Source organism: Pseudomonas sp. AC070 (assembly GCF_979258635.1).
The window spans coordinates 5,246,428-5,267,672 of the sequence record NZ_OZ409871.1; the positions used below are offsets into that span (position 1 = coordinate 5,246,428).

Genomic DNA, 21,245 nt, shown 5'->3' on the forward strand with positions numbered 1-21,245 from the left:
CCCATGGCCAAACCCGGATTTCGCCTCGCCCTGCTCGCCACTGTTCTGGCCGTGGTCGTGGTGCTGCTCGGCGCCTACACGCGGTTGACCCACGCCGGCCTTGGTTGCCCGGACTGGCCCGGTTGCTACGGCTTTATCAGCGTGCCTGCCAGCGAGGCGCAGTTGGCCCACGCCGAGGCCAATTTCCCCCACGCGCCGGTTGAGGCACACAAGGGCTGGAACGAGATGATTCACCGCTACTTCGCCGGCAGCCTGGGTCTGGTGATTCTCGCCCTGGCGGTGCTCGCGGTTCGTCGGCGCGGCGAGTCTCAGCAGCCGCTGAAACTGCCGTTACTGCTGCTTGGCGTGGTGGTGGCGCAGGCCGCGTTTGGCATGTGGACCGTGACCCTGAAACTCTGGCCGCAAGTGGTGACCGCCCATTTGCTCGGCGGCTTTACCACCCTGGCGCTGCTGTTTTTGCTAACGCTGCGGTTGTCGGGCCGCCTGCCGAGCCTGCCCGCTATTCCCGCCCGGCTGCGGCAGTTGGCGGCGTTGGGCTTGCTGGTGGTGATTGGCCAAATCGCCCTTGGCGGCTGGGTCAGCTCCAACTACGCGGCGGTGGCCTGCATCGACCTGCCCACCTGCCACGGCCAATGGTGGCCGGCCATGGATTTTGCCAACGGCTTTCACCTCAGCCAGCACATCGGCCCGAACTACCTCGGCGGCCAGCTCGACAGCGACGCCCGCACCGCCATCCATTTCACCCACCGCCTCGGCGCCCTGCTGGTTACCGTGGTGTTGCTGATACTCGCCTGGCGGCTGCAACGCAGCGGTCAGGGTCGCCTGGCCGGTTTGTTGGTGCTGGCCTTGGGCGTGCAAATCAGCCTGGGCGTGAGCAACGTGTTGCTGCACCTGCCGCTTGCAGTGGCAGTGGCCCATAACGCCGGCGGCGCGCTGTTGCTGCTCACGCTGGTACTGGTGAATTACCGGCTGCGTGCGGTCGTCGACCCGGCGCGCGCAGCGGCAAAAAATTGGGTTAGCCAGTCGGCGGCCTGACCGATAAAAACAAGAAGGAGAGACGCCATGGCCACTCTACTCAGCCAAGCCCACAGCCAAGCGCTTTGGCGCGACTACCTGGAGCTGACCAAGCCCAAGGTCGTGGTGCTGATGCTCATCACCTCGCTGGTCGGCATGTTCCTGGCCACGCGTGCCGGCGTGCCGTGGACGGTGCTGGTGTTCGGCAACCTGGGCATCGCCTTGTGTGCGGGTGGCGCGGCGGCGGTCAACCATGTGGTGGATCGGCGTATCGATGCGGTAATGGCGCGCACCCATAAACGGCCGCTGGCCGAGGGCCGGGTTTCGCCCTTCGCCGCGCTGAGTTTTGCCATGGCGCTGTCGGTGGGCGGGCTGGTGATTTTGCTCGCCTTCACCAACGAGCTGACCGCCTGGCTGACCCTGGCCTCGCTGCTCGGTTATGCCGTGCTGTACACCGGCTTTCTCAAACGTGCCACGCCGCAAAATATCGTCATCGGCGGCCTGGCCGGCGCCGCGCCGCCGCTGTTGGGCTGGGTCGCGGTCACCGGCCATATCAGCGCCGAACCGCTGCTGTTGGTGCTGATTATTTTCGCCTGGACGCCGCCGCACTTCTGGGCCCTGGCCATCCACCGCAAAGCCGAATACGCCAAGGCCGACATCCCCATGCTGCCCGTCACTCATGGCGAGCACTACACCAAAGTGCATATCGTGCTGTACACCTTGGTGCTGCTGGCGGTGAGCCTGATGCCCTACGTGATTCACATGAGCGGCTTGCTCTACCTGGCCTGCGCCGTGGTGCTGGGCGCGCGCTTTCTGCAATGGAGCTGGGTGCTGTACCACGACAGCAAACCGCACGCCGCCATCAACACGTTCAAATACAGCATCTACTACCTGTTCCTACTGTTTATCGCCTTGCTCGTGGACCACTACTTCTTGCTTGAGCGGTAACAGCGGGCGGGGGCGATGCAGTTCGTTGCCGCCCTGGAGGGTGTGGTGCTGGACGCCGAGCAGGAGCGCCAGGCCGAAGCTGCTGCCCTCGCCGCCTTGGGCATGGGGTGTGGCGCGGCGTGGCTGTGGTCGCGCCCGGAACAGCGCAAACCCTGAAACGCTTGGCGGTTTCGGTGACAGGGCCGGATGGGGTACCGTTTGTCTTTCGATCTGCCGAGCTGCCCCTATGAACCGCAAGCACATCACCGTCGCAATTCTCGTCGCCGTCGTGGCCTTGGTATTTGGCCTCACCGTCAACCGCGTGCTCAGTGGCAAAGGCCACGCCGACCCCGCTGCGATGATCGACGCTGGCATCATTCTGCTGCCGCAAAGCCGCAACCTGCCGGACCTGAGCCTGACCAACCAGCTTGGCGAAGCGGTGCCGGTTAACGAATTGAAAGGGAAATGGAGCCTGCTGTTCTTCGGCTACACCTTCTGCCCCGACATCTGCCCGACCACCCTGGCGCAACTGCGTGAACTGAAAACCAAGCTGCCAGAAGAGGCTCGCAACAACCTGCAAGTGGTGCTGGTGAGCGTCGACCCCAACCGTGACACGCCGGAACAACTGAAGAAATACCTCGGCTATTTCGACCCGCAGTTTCTCGGCCTGACCGGCGAGCTGGCGAACATCCAGAAACTGGCCAATGCCGTGAGCATTCCGTTTATTCCCGGTGACACCAGCAAAGAAAACTACACCGTCGACCACAGCGGCAACCTGGTCATCCTCGGCCCGGACGGCACCCAGCGCGGCTTTATTCGGGCGCCGTTGAACAACACCAAGTTGGCGGTACAGATTCCTGAGTTGGTGAAGCAATAGCCGCCAAGCTTCGCGGTCCGTAGGAGCCAGCTTGCTGGCGAAGCTTTGAAGATTTGAGAGCTTCGCCAGCAAGCTGGCTCCTACGAGCGTTTCCCGGTCACTCCGCCCACTTACGCCCCTGCAACTCCAACAAACTCTGCGCCTGCTCCGGCCCATTGCTGCCGGCGGCGTAAGGCCGTGGATCCTGGTAATTGTCTTGCCAGCCTTTGAGAATGGGGTCGACCCATTTCCACGCCGCTTCCACCTCGTCGCGGCGCATAAATAGCGTCGAGTCGCCCTCGATCACATCCAGCAGCAAGCGTTCGTAAGCGTCCCAGCGGCGCTTCTGGCGGAAGGCTTGCGCCAGGTTCAAGTCCAGCTCAACGGGCGCCAGGCGCATGCCTTTGCCCGGCGTTTTGCCCATCAGTTGCAGGCTGATGCGCTCCTCGGGTTGCAGGCGAATGATCAGGCGGTTGGGTTGGGTGTTATCGAACAGCAGGTGGGGCACCTGCTTGAAGTGGATGACGATCTCCGAGGTCTTTCTCGCCAGGCGTTTGCCGGTGCGCAAGTAGAACGGCACGCCGGCCCAGCGCCAGGTATTAATGGCCACTTGCAGCGCCACGAAGGTCTCGGTGTCGCTGTCGTTATCGACGTTTTTTTCGAAGTAATACGCTGGCACTTCCTGGCCGCCGATTTTGCCGGCGGTGTACTGGCCGCGCACGGTTTTGTCGTGCACGTCCATGCCTTGAATCGGTTTCAGGGCCTGGAGAATTTTCAGTTTTTCATCGCGCACCGACTCGGCATCAAAGCGCGCCGGGGCTTCCATCGCCACCAGGCAGAGCAACTGCAACAAGTGGTTTTGCACCATGTCGCGCATCGCCCCGGAGCGGTCGTAGTAGGCGCCACGGTTCTCTACACCGAGGGTTTCGCACACGCTGATTTGCACATGATCGATATGCCCGCTGCGCCACAGCGGCTCGAACAGCATGTTGGCGAAACGCAGCGCCATCAGGTTTTGCACCGTCTCTTTGCCCAGGTAGTGATCGATGCGAAATACCCGCGACTCATCGAACACCGCGCCAATGGCCGCGTTAATCGCCCGCGCCGAATCGAGGGAATGGCCGATGGGTTTTTCCAACACAATGCGCGCGTTGGGCCCGGCCAGGCCGGCGACTTTCAGGTGGCGAGCGATGTCTTCAAACAGATTCGGCGCGGTGGCCAGGTAATACACCTGCACGCGTTCGCCAGCCGGGCCGAGGTGACGGGCCAGGCGGCCGAAATCGGCGCTTTGTGAGGCATCGATGGGGAAATAATCCAGGCGCTCGGCGAAGCTCGCCCAGGTGCCCGCGTCGAAATCGGCACGCGCCACCTGCGCCCGGCAGCGGCGTTCGGCCAGTGCCTGATACGCCACGCGCGCCATGGGGCTGCGGGCGAGGGCGAGAATGCGCGTGCCCTCGTGCAGGCGGCCGTCGCGGTGCAGGTGATAGAGCGCCGGCAGAAGCTTGTGCAGCGCGAGGTCGCCGGTGCCGCCGAATACCAGCATGTCGCAAGGAATGGAAAGCAAAACATCCTCCGGGGAGCAGGCCGTGTGAGAGTCGCCGCGCTAGGTTAGGCAGCCTGAGCCTAAAAAGCGCTTTTTGCCCGCCGCGTATGGTTTGGCTGGGCGTCGGGAAGGTCATGTAGTATAACTACACGCGCGCTACAACCCGGCGTCGGCCGATCATAACTCATCAAAAGAGCCAATCCCTTGAACCTCTTGCAACACATTGCCCAGTCGCGTCACCTGTTACGAAAATCGGAGCTGAAAGTCGCCGATCACGTGCTGCTCGACCCGGCAGCCGTGATGCACAGCTCCATGGCAGATCTGGCCCACAGCGTTGGCATCAGCGAACCCACCATCGTGCGTTTTTGCCGCGCCATCGGCTGTACCGGCTTTCAGGACTTGAAGTTGAAGCTGGCGCAAAGCCTGGCCGCCGGTGCCAGCTTCGGCCAGTTCGCCATTCACGAAGATGACTCGGTCGCCGACTTCAGCCTGAAAATTTTCGACACCACGCTGCACACGCTCATCGAAGTGCGCGAGAAGCTCGACCCCAAAGCCTTGCAACACGCCATCGCCGCCTGCTCGCAAGCGCAGCGCGTGGAGTTCTACGGCTTTGGTGCGTCCGGTGCGGTGGCCGCCGATGCCCAGCACAAATTCTTCCGCCTGCTGCTCACCGCTGCGGCCTATTCCGACCCGCACATGCAGGCGATGTCGGCGGTCACGCTGAAGCCTACCGACGTGGCCATCTGCATCTCGCAATCGGGGCGCTCAAAAGACCTGCTGATCACCGCCAACCTGGTGCGCGAAACCGGCGCCACGCTGATCACCCTGTGCCCAAGCCAAACGCCGTTGGCCGAACTGTCCACCGTCAACCTCGCCATCGACGTGCAGGAAGACACCGAAATCTACACGCCGCTCACCTCACGCATCGCCCACCTGGTGGTGATCGACGTGCTGGCCATGGGCGTTGCCATGGCGCGTGGCCCGACCTTGGTTAATCACCTCAAGAGCGTGAAGCGCAGTCTGCGCAGCTTGCGCTTGTCGCCCAAGTCGCTGAAATCGGCGGACGATGCGCGGGCTGACTGATCGGTAGCTTTTAGGAAAAAGCATCGCGGCTAATGCCGCTCCCACACGTTTTTGAAGTGCGCCCCAAAAGTTGGACACGTACTGGTTAAGCCATGACGGCCTTTGCTCTGTAAGCAACAGGGCTGAGGCCGCCTAGCTTCATCTTGATCCGATCATGGTTGTAGTAACGGATGTATTCGTCCAGCCCGGCTTGCAGCTGAGCGACGTTATCGAAACGCTCGCGGTAGAAGTACTCCGACTTAAGCGTGCCAAAAAAGCTCTCCATTGTGGCGTTGTCCAGGCAGTTGCCTTTGCGTGACATGCTTTGCTTCAGGCCTGCTTTTTCCAAGCGCTCCCGGTAGTCAGGATATTGGTAGTGCCAGCCCTGATCTGAGTGCAGCAGCGGTTTTGCCGTCTCGGGCAGACCTTCAAGCGCTTGCTCCAGCATGCGGCCTACCAAGGCGTAACGTGGTCGGGTGTCGGTTTGATAGGCAACGATTTCGCCGTTGAACAGGTCCAGCACCGGGGACAGGTAAAGCTTTTCGCCGGCCACTTTGAACTCGGTTACGTCCGTGACCCACTTCTGGTTTGGCTGGTCCGCTTCAAACTGACGGGCCAAAACATTAGGCGAAGCCTTGCCGACCAAGCCCCGATACGAGCGGTACTTTTTCGGTCGCACCGTGCATTTGAGATTTAGATCGCCCATGAGGCGCCGCACCGTTTTGCTGTTAACCATCTGGCCAGCATTACGCAGCGCAGCGGTCATTCGGCGATAGCCATAGCGCCCCATATGCTCCTCCTGAACGCTCTGGATAGAGGCTTTCAGAGGCGCGAACCGATCTCCGGTGTTCATCAGATTGAGCTGGTAGTAATACGTGCTGCGCGCCAACTGCGCGACTTCAAGCAGTTCTTCGAGCGAGAAATGATCACGCAGCTCGGTGATCAACTTCGTTTTTTCTTTGCTGCTTTCTCCTGCCTTTTCTTCTCCTCCCTGTGCTCCTTGAGCTTTTTTAGCCAGGCGTTCTCCACTTGGAGCTTGCGTAGCTTGAGCAGCAACTCAGCATGCGAAAGATCTTCATCGCTTGTGGTTTCAGGTGCAAAGGGCTTGGCGGGAGGTAGTGTCATAACGGCGGGCGGTCCTTTCCTGGCTGACTCCAGGGCTTCAAAGCCGCCACTGTAATACTGCTGCTGCCATATGCCCACTTGGGTTGAATTACCCAAATTGAAAGCCGCAGCCACGCAACGAAAAGAAAGATTTTCACGCCACATCTGCTGAAGAACAGCGAGCTTGAACTCTGCGCTATAGCTGACTGGCCGGGCCCGCAGGCTGGCATCGCCATGCAACCGGTAGGCTTCTACCCAACGCCGAAGCAGGGTGGGATCTAGCTGGAATTGCTCAGCAATAAAGCGAAAGCCTCGGCCTCGCTCAAGGAAGGCGGTGATAACAGACAGCTTGAACTGCGTTGTGTACTTGCTCATGGAAGAAGCCCCAAAGGTTGGATGGGTGTCCAACTTTTGGGGCGCACTTCATTTTGTAGGAGCGGCTTTAGCCGCGATGCTTTTCACCCGCCGTCACACGAAATTCATCCCGCCTGCACACAACTGTCGCTTTCCCCGCCCAGTCTGGTACTCCCGAATCCAACGATGGGAGCACGCACATGACTCGTTATCTGGATGAAGCACAGCCTTACGCCTCCTCTGCCGCGAAAACCAAACGCCAGCTTGAAGACCAGCGCCGCATGGCTTATCGCCGCGCCATCGAAGACTTCACCGAAGAGCGTCGCCTGCAACTGGAGCTGTCGGATTATCCCGATCTGGTCGCCGCCAATTACCTGGCCGCTAGCCAGGCACCGCGCCGAAGCGGGCCGCCAAGCCACTGATTTGCGCACGCTCGGCGCGAATAAAGGCGAAGAAGGTTTGCGCCACCGGTGACAGGTATTTGCCGCGCGGGTGCACCAGGCACCAGCTGCGCATCAACGGCAGTTCAGTCACCGGCAGTTCACGCAGTGCGCCGCTTTCCAGCTCGCGGCGCACGGCGTGGCGCGAGAGCAGCGCAATGCCCAGTCCGGCGATCACGCCTTCGCGTTGCGACTCCATCGAGCCCAGCTCAATGGTTTGCTGAAAGTGCGCGCGCTTTTGGTGGCAGTAATCTTCGATGGATTTTCGCGTGCCCGAGCCCGGCTCGCGCACCAGCAGCGGCCACGCACACAGGTCTTGCAGCTTGAGGCTGGCGTGCTTGAGCAGCGGATGGTCCGGCGGCGCGACGGCGACGATGGGGTTGTCGAGAAACGGGTAAAACTCCAACGACATGTCTTGCGGCACCTGCGACATGATCAGCAAGTCATCGCGATTGGCGCTCAGGCGGCGGATGGTTTGCGCGTGGTTAACCACCACCAGCTGCAAATTCACTTCCGGGTACTGGCGCTTGAACGCGGCGAACAGGTGCGGCACGAAATACTTCGCGCTCGACTCCACCGCCAGGTTGAGTTGCCCCTGCAGCGAGCCCTGCAAATCCGAAAGCTGCATATCCAGACTTTCCAGTCGGCCGAAAATGTCGCTGCTGGCGCGCAACAGCGCTTCAGCGGCTTCGGTCAGGTAGAGCTTTTTGCCGATGTAGTCGAAGAGAGGCTGGCCTATCAGCGCCTCCAGCTGACGAATTTGTAGGGAAACGGCCGGCTGTGTCAGAGAAATTTCCTCGGCGGCGCGGCTATAAGACTTGCTTTCGCACACTGCCTGGAAGACTTGCAGCTGGCGTAATGTCATACGCAGCAATGACTTACGCATGGCGTCTGGCCTTTTTGGGGTTGTCTGGTCGGCCAACTATAAGCCGTTACTTATGCCTAACCCAATAATTAATCATTTTGGGTAATCGCTGCGCGGGGCTAGGGTGTCGGGACGTTGACGCTTCAGGCGTTGCCCCGTTCAACCGGCTGAGGGCCAGCTCCGTGATCAAGAAAATTTTGATCGCTAACCGTGGCGAGATTGCCGTCCGTATCGTGCGTGCTTGCGCCGAGATGGGCATTCGCTCGGTGGCGATTTATTCCGATGCCGACCGCATGGCGCTGCACGTTAAGCGCGCCGACGAGGCCCACAGCATTGGCGAGGAGCCGCTGGCCGGTTACCTCAACCCGCGCAAGCTGGTGAACCTGGCAGTAGAAACCGGCTGCGATGCGCTGCATCCCGGCTACGGTTTTCTTTCCGAAAACGCCGAGCTGGCCGATATTTGCGCCGAGCGCGGCATCAAATTTATCGGCCCGTCTGCCGAAGTGATTCGCCGCATGGGCGACAAAACCGAAGCGCGGCGCAGCATGATCAAGGCCGGCGTGCCGGTAACCCCCGGCACCGAAGGCAACGTGGCGGACATTCACGAAGCGCTCACCGAAGGCGACCGCATCGGTTACCCGGTCATGCTCAAGGCCACCTCCGGTGGCGGCGGACGCGGTATTCGCCGGTGCAATAGCCGCGAAGAGCTTGAGCAATCCTTCCCCCGGGTTATTTCCGAAGCCACCAAGGCATTCGGCTCGGCCGAAGTGTTCTTGGAAAAGTGCATTGTCAATCCCAAGCACATCGAAGCGCAGATTCTCGCCGACAGCTTTGGCAACACCGTGCACCTGTACGAGCGCGACTGTTCGATTCAGCGCCGCAACCAGAAGCTGATTGAAATCGCCCCCAGCCCGCAACTAACGCCCGAACAGCGCGCCTACATCGGCGACCTCGCCGTGCGCGCCGCCCAAGCCGTGGGCTACGAGAACGCTGGCACCGTGGAGTTTCTGCTCGCCGAGGGCGAGGTGTACTTCATGGAGATGAACACGCGCGTGCAGGTCGAGCACACCATCACCGAAGAGATCACCGGCATCGACATCGTGCGCGAGCAAATTCGCATCGCCTCGGGCTTGCCGCTTTCGGTTAAGCAGGAAGACATTCAATACCGCGGTTTCGCCCTGCAATTTCGGATTAACGCCGAAGACCCGAAGAACAACTTCCTGCCCTCCTTCGGCAAGATCACCCGCTACTACGCGCCCGGCGGCCCCGGCGTGCGCACCGACACGGCGATCTACACCGGCTACACCATTCCGCCGTACTACGACTCCATGTGCCTAAAGCTGGTGGTCTGGGCGCTGACCTGGGAAGAGGCCATGGACCGTGGCCTGCGCGCCCTCGACGACATGCGCTTGCAAGGGGTGAAAACCACCGCGGCGTACTACCAGGAAATTCTGCGTAACGCGGAATTTCGCAGCGGCCAGTTCAACACCAGTTTCGTGGAAAGCCACCCGGAACTGACCAACTACTCCGTTAAGCGCAAACCCGAAGAGCTGGCCCTGGCCATCGCCGCCGCCATCGCCGCCCACGCAGGCCTGTGAGGAACACATCCATGTCCAAGAAAATCCATGTAACCGACACCATCCTGCGTGACGCCCACCAGTCGCTGCTGGCCACTCGCATGCGCACCGAAGACATGCTGCCCATCTGCGACAAGCTCGACAAAGTCGGCTACTGGTCGCTGGAAGTCTGGGGCGGCGCCACTTTTGACGCCTGCGTGCGCTTCCTCAAAGAAGACCCTTGGGAGCGCCTGCGTCAACTGCGGGCCGCCTTGCCCAGCACGCGCCTGCAAATGCTCCTGCGCGGCCAGAACCTGCTCGGCTACCGCCATTACAGCGACGACGTGGTCAAGGCGTTCGTGGCCAAGGCGGCGGTCAACGGCATCGACGTGTTCCGCATCTTCGACGCCATGAACGACGTGCGTAACCTGCGCGTGGCCATCGAGGCGGTGAAGGCGGCGGGCAAACACGCCCAAGGCACCATCGCGTACACCACCAGCCCGGTGCACACCATCGAGGCGTTCGTGGCCCAGGCCAAACAGATGGAAGCCATGGGCTGCGACTCGGTAGCGATCAAAGACATGGCCGGCCTGCTCACGCCCTACGCCACGGGCGAGTTGGTGAAAGCGCTGAAAGCCGAGCAATCGCTGCCGGTGTTTATCCACTCCCACGACACCGCTGGCCTGGCTGCCATGTGCCAGCTCAAAGCCATCGAAAACGGCGCCGACCACATCGACACCGCCATCTCCAGCTTCGCCTGGGGCACCAGCCATCCAGGCACCGAGTCGATGGTCGCGGCGCTGAAAGGCAGTGAATACGACACCGGCCTGAACCTGGAATTGCTGCAGGAAATCGGTTTGTACTTCTACGCCGTGCGCAAGAAGTACCACCAGTTCGAAAGCGAATTCACCGCCGTGGACACCCGCGTGCAGGTCAACCAAGTGCCGGGCGGCATGATCTCCAACCTGGCCAACCAGCTCAAAGAGCAGGGCGCGCTGAACCGCATGAACGAAGTGCTGGCCGAGATTCCTCGCGTGCGCAAAGACCTCGGCTACCCGCCGCTGGTGACCCCGACTTCGCAAATTGTCGGCACCCAGGCGTTCTTCAACGTGCTGGCCGGCGAACGCTACAAAACCATCACCAATGAAGTGAAGCTGTACCTGCAAGGCGGCTACGGCAAAGCGCCGGGCCAGGTCGACGAGAAACTACGCCGCCAAGCCATCGGCAACGAAGAACTGATCGACGTTCGCCCGGCCGACCTGCTCAAGCCGGAAATGGACAAACTGCGCGCGGAAATCGGTGCGGTGGCCAAGTCGGCAGAAGACGTGCTGACCTACGCCATGTTCCCCGACATCGGCCGCAAATTCCTCGAAGAACGCGCCGCCGGCACCCTGATTCCCGAAGTGCTGTTGCCAATTCCCGAAGCTGGCAGCGTGGCCAGCGTGGGCGGCGAAGGCGTGCCGACTGAATTCGTCATCGACGTACACGGCGAGAGCTACCGCGTGGACATCACCGGCGTCGGCGTGAAAACCGACGGCAAGCGCCACTTCTACCTGTCTATCGACGGCATGCCGGAAGAAGTGGTGTTCGAACCGCTGAACGACTTCGTCGGCGGTGGCAGCGGCAGCAAACGCAAAAACGCCAGCGCACCGGGCGATGTGAGCACCACCATGCCGGGCAACATTGTTGATGTGCTGGTGAAAGAAGGCGACGCGGTCAAAGCCGGCCAGGCCGTGCTGATCACCGAAGCGATGAAAATGGAAACCGAAGTGCAGGCGCCGATTGCTGGCACCGTTAAAGCCATTCACGTGGCCAAGGGCGACCGCGTGAATCCGGGTGAGGTGCTGGTGGAGATTGAGGCTTGATCGGCTAGTAAAGAGCACGTCCCATTGGGGGAGCCGCAGGGCTCCCCTTTTTTGTGGGGGTACGGCGCGCGTGAAACCAACCACTGTTCCCGCGAAAGCGGGAATCCAGGCGCGGTGATTGTTCAGGCAACCCCGCTCTCCTGCACAATTCTGGATTCCGAATCGTCGGACCGCCGCCTTCGCGGGAATGACGGTGGAGGGGCGGATGACGGCGTTGGAGCGATGTCGGTGTAGCAGTTTTAAGAAACCCGCTCCCCACACAAATCCAACCCAAACCACTGCTCCACATCCCGCTGCCCCAACCCCGCCCCCAGCAAGCCAAACAACTTGCCCAGCGCCGCCTCGCGCGTCATGCCACCGGCCGAAATCAGCCCGGTACTGACCAACGCGCTCCCCGCCGCGTACACGCCAAACTCCACATGCCCCTGCGGACACTGACTAATCGCCGCCAGCACCACGCCACGCTCATGCGCCGCCTTCAGCACAGCCAGCAGTTCAGCATTGTCCGAAGGCCCGGTGCCCACGCCATAGCACTCCAGCAACAACGCCTGGGCGCCGGTACTGAGCAAGGCTTGCGCATGGCTGGCGAGTACGCCGGGGTACAGCGGCAGCACGGCGATATTCACAGGCTGGCGCTTTACGTCATAAGCCAACAGCGCCGCAGGCGCATCGGCCCGTTCGCCGACGCGGTGGCGGGGCTGTTCGGTGAAGGCATCGAACGCCTCGCTGCGCAGTTTGCTCACCCGCGCGCCGTGCATCAGCTTGCCGTTGAAGTACAAATGCACGCCCGGTTTCGCGCCGGCCTGCAGTGCCTGCATGGCGCCGAGCAGATTGCCCCAGGCATCGCTGCCCTCGGCGCCGGCCGGCAGCATGGAGCCGGTAAGCACCACCGGCACGTTCAGGCCCAGCAGTAGAAAGCTCAATGCAGCGGCGCTGTAGGCCAGGGTGTCGGTGCCATGCAGCACCAGCACGCCATCGAACCCGCCACCGCTGACGGCCTCAACGATCACGTCGCGCATGGCCAGCCAGTTGGCCTGGCTCATATTGGCGCTGTCGAGCAGCGGCAGCAGTTCGTGGAACTGCCAGTCGATGTCTACACGCGGCGACAAGCTGCGCAGGTGTTCGCTCATGCGCGCCTCGAAGCCACTGGCCGGTGCCAGCCCTTGAGCGGTTTGCAGCATGCCGATGGTGCCGCCGGTATAGAGCACGAAAAGCTTCATGCCGGATTCCTTTGTTGTTATTGGAAAAGCATCTCGGCTAACGCCGCTCCTACGGTACGCACACGCTGTAGGAGCGGCGTTAGCCGCGATAAGTCGGTCGCAGCATAACGCGCTGAGCCCAGAGACAAGAATGCCGCGCCAGCATTCACGGGCGCGGCATTCAGTTAAACAATTACAGCAAATTAACGGTGGCTGGCAGCCAGGTGACCGTCAACGGCTTCGCTGCTGGCAGCGGCCTGTGGCGTGGTCGGCCAGGCGTCGCGGTCCAGGTCCAGATCAGCGAATTTACGGGCATCGAACACCGGCGTGGCGACGCCGGCTTTGCGCTGCTCGTCGTAGTCGCGCATTACCCGCAGGCCGACTTTGATCAACATCGCCAAGGCGATCAGGTTAACGAAGGCCAGGCAGGTCATGGTGATGTCGGCAAAGGCGAACACGGTCGAGAGGTTTTGCATCGAGCCCCAGCAGATCAGCGCCAGCACCAGGCCGCGATAGATCAGCAAGGCTGCGCGGCTTTTGCCGAGCAGGAACTGCAGGGCGTTTTCGCCGAGGTAGTAGTTGTAGAGGATGCAGGTGAACACGAACAGGCTCAGCGCCACGCTGACGAAAATACGGCCCCAGTCACCGACCACCGCGGCCAGCGAGTTCTGGGTCAGCACAATGCCGTCGCCTTCAAAGCCCGGGGTGTAGAAACCGGAGAGCAGAATCAGCAAAGCGGTGCAGGTGCAGATGACGAAGGTGTCGAGGAACACGCTAAACGCTTGCACCACGCCTTGCGCGACCGGGTGCTGAACGCTGGCCACGGCGGCCACGTTTGGCGCACTGCCCAAGCCGGCTTCGTTGGCGAACACGCCGCGTTTCACGCCCATCACGATCGCGCTGCCCAGCAGGCCGGCGAACGCAGGTTCGAGGCCGAAGGCGCTTTTCACGATGGTGACCAACATGCCAGGCACCAGGTCGATCTGGGTGAAGATCACGTACAAGGTCACGCCGATATAGGCGAGGGTTTTCACCGGCACCAGCAGGTCGGACACCGAGGCGATGCGCTTGATACCGCCAATGAACACCAGGCCCAGCAACACCGCCAGACCAATGCCGGTGTACTGCACCGGGAAGCCGAAGGCGTTTTGCAGCGAGTGGGTCACGGTGAACGATTGCAGGCCGTTGAAGGCGAAGCCGTAGGTCACCAGCAGTAACACGGCAAACACCATCGCCATCCAGCGCAGCTTGAGGCCGTGTTGAATGTAGTAAGCCGGGCCGCCGCGATACAGGCCGTCACCGTCCGAGCGCTTGTAGAGCTGCGCCAGGGAGCATTCGAAGAAGCTGCTGGACATGCCGACCAGTGCGGTCACCCACATCCAGAACACCGCGCCGGGGCCGCCGAGGGTCACGGCAATGCCGACACCAGCGATGTTGCCCGCGCCCACACGGCCAGCGAGGCTGAGCATCAGGGCTTGGAACGAGCTGAGTTGACCGCCGCTGCTGCGCAACGACTGCTTGAACACGCTGAACATGTGGCCGAAATGGCGGAACTGAACGAAGCGCGAGCGAATGGTGAAGTAACTGCCCAGGCCGACGATCAGTACGATCAGCAGCTTGCCGGACAGGAAGTCATTGAGCATTTCAAGCATGGGAGGTTTCCTCGACTCTTATTGTTCGAATGCAGCGGCGGGTTGTGGGCAACCCTGCGCAGTGGAAAAAGGTGCAGCGAAACAGGCACACGTTTCTGGATAGGCGGGCAGCAAAAAAACGTGTCGCGCATGGTTGGCCACTGCTTGGCGTGGAGGCAATTTCGCGGGTCGACTCGATGTGGCGCGAGTTGATGCTACAATCGCGCCGCTCGCATCACCGGAGGGCCGCGTTGTGTCGGACAATTTGGGCACTAATCTTAAACTGCTGTGCAGCCACTACCGCTCTATTGCCGAGGTTTGCCGGCTGCTGTCGATTAACCGCGCGCAGTTCAACAAGTACCTCAGCGGGCAAAGCCAGCCGACGAGTTACAACCGCAAACGCATCGGAGATTTCTTCGGCGTTGAAGAGTACGAACTGAGCCTGCCGCCGGAGCAATTTGCTCGCCTGGTCGGCGCCCGCCTGGCCGACAGCCACAACACGCCCCTCAACGATCCGTTGGCCAACCTGCTGCAACCGCTGCGCGAGCACGCCACCAGCCTGTCGCGCTATTGCGGTTACTACTTCGAATACTCCAACTGCATGTCGGTGCCGGGCTCGATCCTGCTGTCGCTGGTGCATTTGCGTGAGGAGCGCGGCACGTTTCTGTTCGAGCGCCAGGAGCGTCAGGAACGCTCGGCCAGTGCCAATGTGCAGGCCGAAGACTGGGTGCGCTGCCGTTATTTGGGCGCCGCGTTTCACCTGCAAGACCGCGTGTTTCTCATCGATTACGAGTCGCTGACGCTCAATGAAATGAGCCAGACCATTCTGATTCCCAGCTACAAAAGCCGCATCACCCGGCTCAACGGTTTGAAAACCGGCGTGTCCAGCGGCGACCGACGCACCCCGGCCTGCACCCGCGTTGTATGGGAATTCCTGGGCGAGGAAATAAACCGCGTGAGCGCCTATCGCCAAGTGATGTTGTATCGCCCGGACGACCCGCGCATCGACGAAGACATTCGCCAGCGGCTCACGGTGGGGCCGATCAGCAATGGTTTGTTCGAGATCGAATAAGGCAGGAAAACCTAAAATCCCGCACCGGCTGGATAAGCCGGCGCAGGGCACCGAAGTGCTCTAGGGAAAGCGCGCGTCGCTGGGCGGGTAGCCCTCGCAAATGGATGCGCCGCGCGTGACGTTGGCGACGGCTCGGTGAGCGCCGCTTCAGTCGGGGTCAGGCCCTTAGAGCAAAGGCCTGGGTGCGGCCAGAAGGCCGCGGGGTTCAAGCGTGAATTTTGCTGAAAGCAGCTTTCGCCTTGCTTTCAGCGCCACCCACTTTTTCACTTAACCAATGGTCATCAACGACGCGTTGCCGCCGGCCGCTGCGGTGTTGATGCTCAGCGCGTGCTCGATCAGCAGGCGTTCCAGCGGAATATCCGTCTCGCCTTTATTCAAGCCGTGCACGCCGACGATGGCGCCTTTGCGCTGCGCTGCCGCTTCGCATACGGCGCGCAGCTGGTCGGAGTCGCCGTGGTGCAGGATGGCGTCGAAGCTGGCGTCGCTGGTGCTCCAGTCGCTGACCAGACGGATGCGTTTTTGCACCTCTTTGGGCAAACCGTTGAACAGTTCCTTGGTCAGCGGCTGCTCCTGCCAGATCACCTGGCTGCCCACGGCCAGCGCGGCGGCCAGTTGAACCAGCAAATCGGTGCTGTCTTCTGCCAGGCACAGCACGTGTTCGCGCGGCAGCAAGCTGTAGGTGTTGCGCTCACCGGTCGGGCCAGGCAACACGTGCACGCTGCCGCTTTGCGCCAGTTCGTTGTATTGCTGGTTAACGGCAACCAGGCTCGGCTCTTTTTGCGCCAGCCATTCGCCAAACGCTTGGGCGGCTTTGCTCTGCCCGGCCGGGCGCTGCGGTGCGCTGGCAGCCTGGCCGAGTTGCTTGGCCACCGCGTCTTGCGGGCGGGTGGAGAGCAGGCGGTACATGTACAGCGGGCCTCCGGCTTTCGGTCCGGTGCCCGACAGGCCTTCACCGCCGAACGGCTGCACGCCAACCACAGCGCCAACGATATTGCGGTTCACATACAGGTTGCCGACCTTGGCGGTGTTCACCACCTGGGCAATCGTCTCGTCGATGCGCGTGTGCACGCCGAGGGTTAGGCCATAACCGCTGGCATTGATCTGTTCCAGCAAGCTGGCGAGGTTGGCGCGCTGGTAGCGAACCACGTGCAGCACCGGGCCGAAGATCTCCCGTTGCAGTTCGCTGAAGCTGTCCAGCTCGATCAGCGTCGGCATCACAAAGGTGCCGCGTTTGATCTCGTCGCCTTTGGCGCGGGCGGCCTGGAAGACCTTGCGGCCTTTTTCACGCATGTTCTCGATATGCGCTTCGATGCCGGCCTTGGCTTCGGCGTCGATTACCGGGCCAACGTCAGTGCTCAGGCGCTCGGAGTTGCCCAGGGCGTATTCGGCCATGGCGCCTTTGAGCATATCGATCACGCGATCGGCCACGTCTTCCTGCACGCATAGCACGCGCAGGGCCGAGCAACGCTGTCCGGCGCTGTCAAACGCCGAGCTGACCACATCGACCACCACCTGCTCGGTGAGCGCGGAAGAGTCGACAATCATGGTGTTCAGGCCGCCGGTTTCGGCGATCAGCGGAATGGTGCGGCCCTGCGCGTCGAGGCGCCCGGCGATGTTGCGCTGGATAATGCCCGCCACTTCGGTGGAGCCGGTGAACATCACACCGCGCACGCGCTCATCTGCAATCAGCCGCGCGCCTACGGTTTCACCACGGCCCGGCAGCAACTGCACGGCACCGCCGGGTACACCGGCTTCGAGCAGAATGCGCACGGCTTGGGCTGCGATCAGCGGGGTTTGTTCGGCCGGTTTGGCCAGCACGGTGTTGCCGGCAGCCAAAGCCGCCGCCACCTGCCCGGAGAAAATCGCCAGCGGAAAGTTCCACGGGCTGATGCACACCACCGGGCCCAGCGGGCGGTGGCTGTCATTGCTGAAGAAGTCGCGCGCCTGGGCGGCGTAGTAGCGCAGGAAATCCACCGCTTCGCGCACTTCGGCGATCGCGTTGGCAAAGGTCTTGCCGGCCTCGCGAACCAGCAAGCCCATCAGTTGCTGCATCTCGGCTTCCATTTGGTCTGCCGCACGTTCCAGTACGGCGGCGCGTTCGTCAGGCGTGGTGGCTTGCCAAATTTGCCCGCTTGAAACGGCGCAGAGCACGGCGCTCTTGATATCGGCTTCGCTGGCTTCGCTGACGTGGCCCACGGTGTCGCGATGGTCAGACGGGTTTTTCACCGCCTCGGCCTCACTCGGCGCCGGGGTGTCGCAGCCCAGCATCGGCAGCGCCACATAGCGATTATTAGTGCTGCTCAGCAGCGCCGACGACAACGAACCCAGGCGGTGTTCGTTGGCCAGGTCGATGCCCTCGGAGTTCAGGCGCGCTTCGCCATACAGGGCACGCGGCAAGGCGATGCGAGGGTGCGGCAGGCCCAAGCCACCTTCGGCAGCGGCCATTTGCTCGATCTGCACCACCGGGTCGAGCACCAGCTCTTTAATGGAGATGCTGTGGTCGGCGATGCGGTTTACAAACGAGGTGTTCGCGCCGTTTTCCAGCAGGCGGCGAACCAGATACGCCAGCAAAGTTTCATGGCTGCCCACCGGCGCATAGATGCGGCACGGTCGGTTCAGCTTGCCATCGGCCACCTTGCCCACAACCTGCTCGTACAAGGGCTCGCCCATGCCGTGCAGGCACTGGAACTCGTACTGGCCGGGGTAATAATTTTGCCCGGCAATGGTGTAAATGGCCGACAGCGAATGGGCGTTGTGGGTGGCGAACTGCGGATAAATCGCCTCCGGAACCGCGAGCAATTTGCGCGCGCAGGCAATGTAGGAAACGTCGGTATACGGCTTGCGGGTGTACACCGGATAGCCTTCCAGACCGTCGACCTGGGCGCGCTTGATTTCGCTGTCCCAATAGGCGCCTTTCACCAAACGAATCATCAGGCGGTGGCGGCTGCGCTTGGCCAGGTCGATGACGTAATCGATCACATACGGGCAGCGCTTCTGGTACGCCTGAATCACGAAGCCAATGCCGTTCCAGCCGGCCAGGCTCGGGTCGAAACACAGGCGCTCGAGAAGGTCGAGCGACAGCTCCAGGCGGTCGGCTTCTTCGGCGTCGATATTCAGGCCAATGTCGTACTGCTTGGCCAGTTGCGTGAGGCTCAACAGAATCGGATACAGCTCATCCATCACCCGCTCGTACTGCGCGCGGCTGTAGCGCGGGTGCAGCGCCGAGAGCTTGATGGAAATGCCCGGCCCTTCATAAATGCCACGCCCATGAGAGGCCTTGCCGATGGCGTGAATGGCCTGCTCGTACGAGGCCAGATAACGCTTGGCATCGGCGTCGGTGAGCGCGGCTTCACCGAGCATGTCGTAGGAATAACGGAAGCCTTTGCTTTCCATGTTGGTGGCGTTGGCCAGCGCTTCGGCGATGGTTTCGCCGGTCACAAACTGCTCGCCCATCAGGCGCATGGACATGTCCACGCCCTTGCGAATCAGCGGCTCGCCGCCTTTGCCGATCAGGCGATTCAGCGACGTAGCCAGGCCGGCTTCGTTGTGCGTGGCCACCAGCTTGCCGGTAATCAGCAAGCCCCACGAAGCGGCGTTGACGAACATCGACGGGCTGTTGCCCAGGTGCTGACTCCAGTTGCCGTTGCTGATCTTGTCGCGGATCAGCGCGTCACGGGTGGCTTTGTCCGGAATGCGCAGCAGTGCTTCGGCCAGGCACATCAGCGCCACACCTTCTTGCGACGACAGCGAAAACTCCTGCAGCAAGCCCTGCACCAGTCCTTGACGGCCGCCAGCGCTTTTCTGGTTACGCAGCTTTTCCGCAATACCCATGGCCAGCTTGTTGGTGGCCTCAGCCTGCTCCTTCGGCAAGCGCGCTTGCTCCAGCAGCATGGCCAGCGCTTCAGGCTCAGGGCGGCGATAGGCTGAGGTGATGGCGGCGCGCAGTACCGACTGCGGCAAAATGCTTTCGGCGAAATCCAGGAAGCACTGCAAACCTTGTTCGGTCAGCGCTTCGAGCGGCTCTTCACCCAGGGCGGCAGCAACACCGGACAGCTCGGGCGGGGTCAGACCGCCTTCGACCTGCTCCAGATAATTGAAGATCGCCTGCTTGATCAGCCAATGCGGCGTGCGGTCGATCGACTGTGCTGCCAGCTTGAGGCGCTCGCGGGTGGCGTCATCAAGTTTTACGCCAAGGGTGGTGGTGGCCATTGGTTATTTCCTAAAAGGTGCGTGCCCGAGAAAGGCAACCGAAGCGCTGGGTCGGGCGGCGCGGTGTGCAAAAATTCAGCGTGGATTAAACCCGCTGGAAGTCAAAGGTGCAACCAGGCGCAACCTTTTTCTCTTAAAGCCGTGTAGGCCTTTGCTGGCGCTGCGTGGCGGTGCGTTACCTTTATGCACTTATGCGGTGCGCCGCGGGCTGAACACGGATTGCGCTGCTACAAAACGGATCGTTTTTGCGGCGTTTCGGCAAAAGGTGCAACCCGAATTCCCGCCCTGAAGCCGACGAACGATCCCGCATTTCTTCCGCCCCGCCTGTAATCAGCCGAACCGCTGGTCGCGCTGCTTGTCTTCACTGCGGCGCCGCCTATTACTTAATCGACCCACCGTTGCCAAGGCCATCTCCATGCTCCGATCCCTGCCGTTTGCCCAATGGCCTCGTGCTGACTGGCTCTTGCTGCTGGCCGCGCTCGCGCTCACCGGCTGCGGTTCGCGCGCCGTGCAACCGCCGCAACCCAGCCCCAGCGAAATCCAGGCCAAGGTCGTGAAGCTGATGCCCGCCACAGTGGATGATCGCCAAGGCTGGGCCACCGACATTCAGGTGGCGTTCACCACCCAGAAGCTGGACGCCAATAACAGCAACCTGTGCTCGGTGCTGGCGGTAACCGAGCAGGAATCCACCTATCAGGCGGACCCGCCTGTACCGGGCCTGGGCAAAATCGCCCGCCAGGAAATCGACCGCCGCGCCTCGCGCCTGCATATTCCGGGCTTCGTCGTCAGCGCCGCGCTGCAACTCAAATCGCCCACCGGCAAGAGCTACAGCGAACGTCTGGCTGGCGCCCGCAGCGAAAAACAGCTGAGCGCCATCTTTGATGACTTCATCGACATGGTGCCCCTGGGCGCGCAACTGTTCGGCACCTTCAACCCCGTGCACACCGGGGGGCCGATGCAAGTCAGTATCGCCTTTGCCGACGAACACGCACGCGGCTACCCCTACTCCCATAGCGGCACGTTGCGCCAGGAAGTCTTCACCCGTCGCGGCGGCATGTACTTCGGCATCGCCCACTTGCTCGGCTACCCGGCCAACTACCCCGAACCGCTGTACCGCTTCGCCGACTTCAACGCCGGCTGGTACGCCAGCCGCAACGCCGCGTTTCAGCGCGCCGTGAGTCAACTGACCGGCATTGAACTGGAACTGGACGGCGACCTGCTGGTGGCCGGCTCGCTGCTGCCCAGCTCCACCGAAAAAGCCGTGCGCACGCTAGGCAAGCAACTGGACAGCAGCGACACCGCCATCCGCCGCGCCCTGGAAAAAGGCGACAGCCTCGCCTTCGAAGACACCGACCTCTACGCCGACCTGTTCGCCCTGGCAGACAAACGCGCCGGCAGACCGGTGCCCCGCGCGGTGCTGCCGGGCATCACCCTCAAAAGCCCAAAAATCACGCGCAAGCTCACCACCGCCTGGTTTGCCAAGCGGGTGGATGAGCGGTATCGGAAGTGTTTGACGCGGGCGCGGTAGAGCTGCGGCTAATAGGGGAA

Annotated in this window: 16 protein-coding genes; 10 read left to right on the forward strand and 6 right to left on the reverse strand. The window is 61.8% G+C overall.

The features are described 5' to 3' along the window. Positions 1–3 precede the first annotated feature (3 nt). From ACZZ0Q_RS23590 to ACZZ0Q_RS23605, 4 genes are all read left to right on the forward strand, one after another. Positions 4–1,035 (forward strand): COX15/CtaA family protein, encoded by a 1,032-nt coding sequence (locus ACZZ0Q_RS23590; protein ID WP_463560979.1) that lies wholly within the window; start codon positions 4–6, stop codon positions 1,033–1,035. A gap of 27 nt (positions 1,036–1,062) precedes the next feature. Then, on the forward strand, positions 1,063–1,962 hold the full coding sequence (cyoE, locus tag ACZZ0Q_RS23595; protein WP_463540551.1) for a heme o synthase: 900 nt from the start codon (positions 1,063–1,065) through the stop codon (positions 1,960–1,962). Between the two features lie 15 nt (positions 1,963–1,977). Further along, positions 1,978–2,118, forward strand: coding sequence for a hypothetical protein (locus tag ACZZ0Q_RS23600; RefSeq protein WP_463540550.1), 141 nt, complete (start codon positions 1,978–1,980; stop codon positions 2,116–2,118). Between the two features lie 70 nt (positions 2,119–2,188). After that, complete coding sequence (locus ACZZ0Q_RS23605) at positions 2,189–2,818, forward strand: SCO family protein (RefSeq protein WP_463540549.1); 630 nt, start codon at positions 2,189–2,191, stop codon at positions 2,816–2,818. A 97-nt stretch (positions 2,819–2,915) separates the two neighbouring features. Here ACZZ0Q_RS23605 and zwf read toward each other — a convergent pair whose 3' ends face one another. Then, positions 2,916–4,340 carry a glucose-6-phosphate dehydrogenase gene (gene zwf, locus ACZZ0Q_RS23610; protein ID WP_463542264.1) on the reverse strand — a complete coding sequence of 475 codons (1,425 nt, stop codon included), beginning with the start codon at positions 4,338–4,340 and terminating at the stop codon, positions 2,916–2,918. Between the two features lie 204 nt (positions 4,341–4,544). On the opposite strand from zwf, the gene hexR reads away from it, so the two are divergent. Further along, positions 4,545–5,423: a transcriptional regulator HexR gene (gene hexR, locus ACZZ0Q_RS23615; RefSeq protein ID WP_122492212.1), complete on the forward strand. Its 879-nt coding sequence runs from the start codon at positions 4,545–4,547 to the stop codon at positions 5,421–5,423. A gap of 85 nt (positions 5,424–5,508) precedes the next feature. Here hexR and ACZZ0Q_RS23620 read toward each other — a convergent pair. After that, positions 5,509–6,881, reverse strand: a protein-coding gene (locus ACZZ0Q_RS23620; protein WP_463560981.1) for an IS3 family transposase whose coding sequence is annotated in 2 segments (ribosomal slippage) — positions 5,509–6,399 and positions 6,402–6,881 — 1,371 coding nt in all. Because the reading frame shifts where the segments join, the coding sequence is not laid out codon by codon here. A gap of 179 nt (positions 6,882–7,060) precedes the next feature. Between ACZZ0Q_RS23620 and ACZZ0Q_RS23625 the strand changes: the two genes are divergently transcribed. After that, positions 7,061–7,282 (forward strand): PA3496 family putative envelope integrity protein, encoded by a 222-nt coding sequence (locus ACZZ0Q_RS23625; protein WP_122449843.1) that lies wholly within the window; start codon positions 7,061–7,063, stop codon positions 7,280–7,282. Here the strand turns inward: ACZZ0Q_RS23625 and ACZZ0Q_RS23630 are convergent. Next, positions 7,242–8,186 carry a LysR family transcriptional regulator gene (locus tag ACZZ0Q_RS23630; protein WP_463540547.1) on the reverse strand — a complete coding sequence of 315 codons (945 nt, stop codon included), beginning with the start codon at positions 8,184–8,186 and terminating at the stop codon, positions 7,242–7,244. The genes ACZZ0Q_RS23625 and ACZZ0Q_RS23630 overlap by 41 nt on opposite strands. Before the next feature lie 161 nt (positions 8,187–8,347). On the opposite strand from ACZZ0Q_RS23630, the gene ACZZ0Q_RS23635 reads away from it, so the two are divergent. After that, entirely contained in the window at positions 8,348–9,763 is a 1,416-nt protein-coding gene (locus ACZZ0Q_RS23635) for an acetyl-CoA carboxylase biotin carboxylase subunit (RefSeq protein ID WP_463540546.1), read from the forward strand. 11 nt (positions 9,764–9,774) lie between these two features. Next, positions 9,775–11,586 carry a sodium-extruding oxaloacetate decarboxylase subunit alpha gene (gene oadA, locus ACZZ0Q_RS23640; protein WP_463540545.1) on the forward strand — a complete coding sequence of 604 codons (1,812 nt, stop codon included), beginning with the start codon at positions 9,775–9,777 and terminating at the stop codon, positions 11,584–11,586. A 239-nt stretch (positions 11,587–11,825) separates the two neighbouring features. Here the strand turns inward: oadA and ACZZ0Q_RS23645 are convergent, their stop codons facing one another. Both ACZZ0Q_RS23645 and ACZZ0Q_RS23650 read right to left on the reverse strand, forming a co-directional pair. Next, complete coding sequence (locus ACZZ0Q_RS23645; protein ID WP_463540544.1) at positions 11,826–12,806, reverse strand: asparaginase; 981 nt, start codon at positions 12,804–12,806, stop codon at positions 11,826–11,828. Between the two features lie 182 nt (positions 12,807–12,988). Next, positions 12,989–14,437, reverse strand: coding sequence for an alanine/glycine:cation symporter family protein (locus ACZZ0Q_RS23650; RefSeq protein WP_463540543.1), 1,449 nt, complete (start codon positions 14,435–14,437; stop codon positions 12,989–12,991). Positions 14,438–14,669: 232 nt separating this feature from the next. Here ACZZ0Q_RS23650 and ACZZ0Q_RS23655 point away from each other — a divergent pair, with 232 nt between their 5' ends. Continuing rightward, a complete protein-coding gene (locus tag ACZZ0Q_RS23655; protein ID WP_463540542.1) occupies positions 14,670–15,488 on the forward strand; it encodes an XRE family transcriptional regulator in 819 nt (272 codons plus the stop codon). A 267-nt stretch (positions 15,489–15,755) separates the two neighbouring features. Here ACZZ0Q_RS23655 and putA read toward each other — a convergent pair whose 3' ends face one another. After that, positions 15,756–19,697, reverse strand: coding sequence for a trifunctional transcriptional regulator/proline dehydrogenase/L-glutamate gamma-semialdehyde dehydrogenase (gene putA, locus ACZZ0Q_RS23660; protein WP_463540541.1), 3,942 nt, complete (start codon positions 19,695–19,697; stop codon positions 15,756–15,758). 415 nt (positions 19,698–20,112) lie between these two features. On the opposite strand from putA, the gene ACZZ0Q_RS23665 reads away from it, so the two are divergent. Beyond that, positions 20,113–21,225, forward strand: coding sequence for a DUF1615 domain-containing protein (locus ACZZ0Q_RS23665; RefSeq protein WP_463540540.1), 1,113 nt, complete (start codon positions 20,113–20,115; stop codon positions 21,223–21,225). Positions 21,226–21,245 lie beyond the last annotated feature (20 nt).

Excerpts from the sequence above, each read along its gene's own strand:
- ACZZ0Q_RS23590 (WP_463560979.1), top strand. The coding sequence starts at position 4 with ATGGCCAAACCCGGATTTCGCCTCGCCCTGCTCGCCACTGTTCTGGCC.
- cyoE (WP_463540551.1), top strand. The coding sequence starts at position 1,063 with ATGGCCACTCTACTCAGCCAAGCCCACAGCCAAGCGCTTTGGCGCGAC.
- ACZZ0Q_RS23600 (WP_463540550.1), top strand. The coding sequence starts at position 1,978 with ATGCAGTTCGTTGCCGCCCTGGAGGGTGTGGTGCTGGACGCCGAGCAG.
- ACZZ0Q_RS23605 (WP_463540549.1), top strand. The coding sequence starts at position 2,189 with ATGAACCGCAAGCACATCACCGTCGCAATTCTCGTCGCCGTCGTGGCC.
- zwf (WP_463542264.1), bottom strand. The coding sequence starts at position 4,340 with ATGCTGGTATTCGGCGGCACCGGCGACCTCGCGCTGCACAAGCTTCTG.
- ACZZ0Q_RS23625 (WP_122449843.1), top strand. The coding sequence starts at position 7,061 with ATGACTCGTTATCTGGATGAAGCACAGCCTTACGCCTCCTCTGCCGCG.
- ACZZ0Q_RS23630 (WP_463540547.1), bottom strand. The coding sequence starts at position 8,186 with ATGCGTAAGTCATTGCTGCGTATGACATTACGCCAGCTGCAAGTCTTC.
- oadA (WP_463540545.1), top strand. The coding sequence starts at position 9,775 with ATGTCCAAGAAAATCCATGTAACCGACACCATCCTGCGTGACGCCCAC.
- ACZZ0Q_RS23645 (WP_463540544.1), bottom strand. The coding sequence starts at position 12,806 with ATGAAGCTTTTCGTGCTCTATACCGGCGGCACCATCGGCATGCTGCAA.
- ACZZ0Q_RS23650 (WP_463540543.1), bottom strand. The coding sequence starts at position 14,437 with ATGCTTGAAATGCTCAATGACTTCCTGTCCGGCAAGCTGCTGATCGTA.
- putA (WP_463540541.1), bottom strand. The coding sequence starts at position 19,697 with ATGGCCACCACCACCCTTGGCGTAAAACTTGATGACGCCACCCGCGAG.
- ACZZ0Q_RS23665 (WP_463540540.1), top strand. The coding sequence starts at position 20,113 with ATGCTCCGATCCCTGCCGTTTGCCCAATGGCCTCGTGCTGACTGGCTC.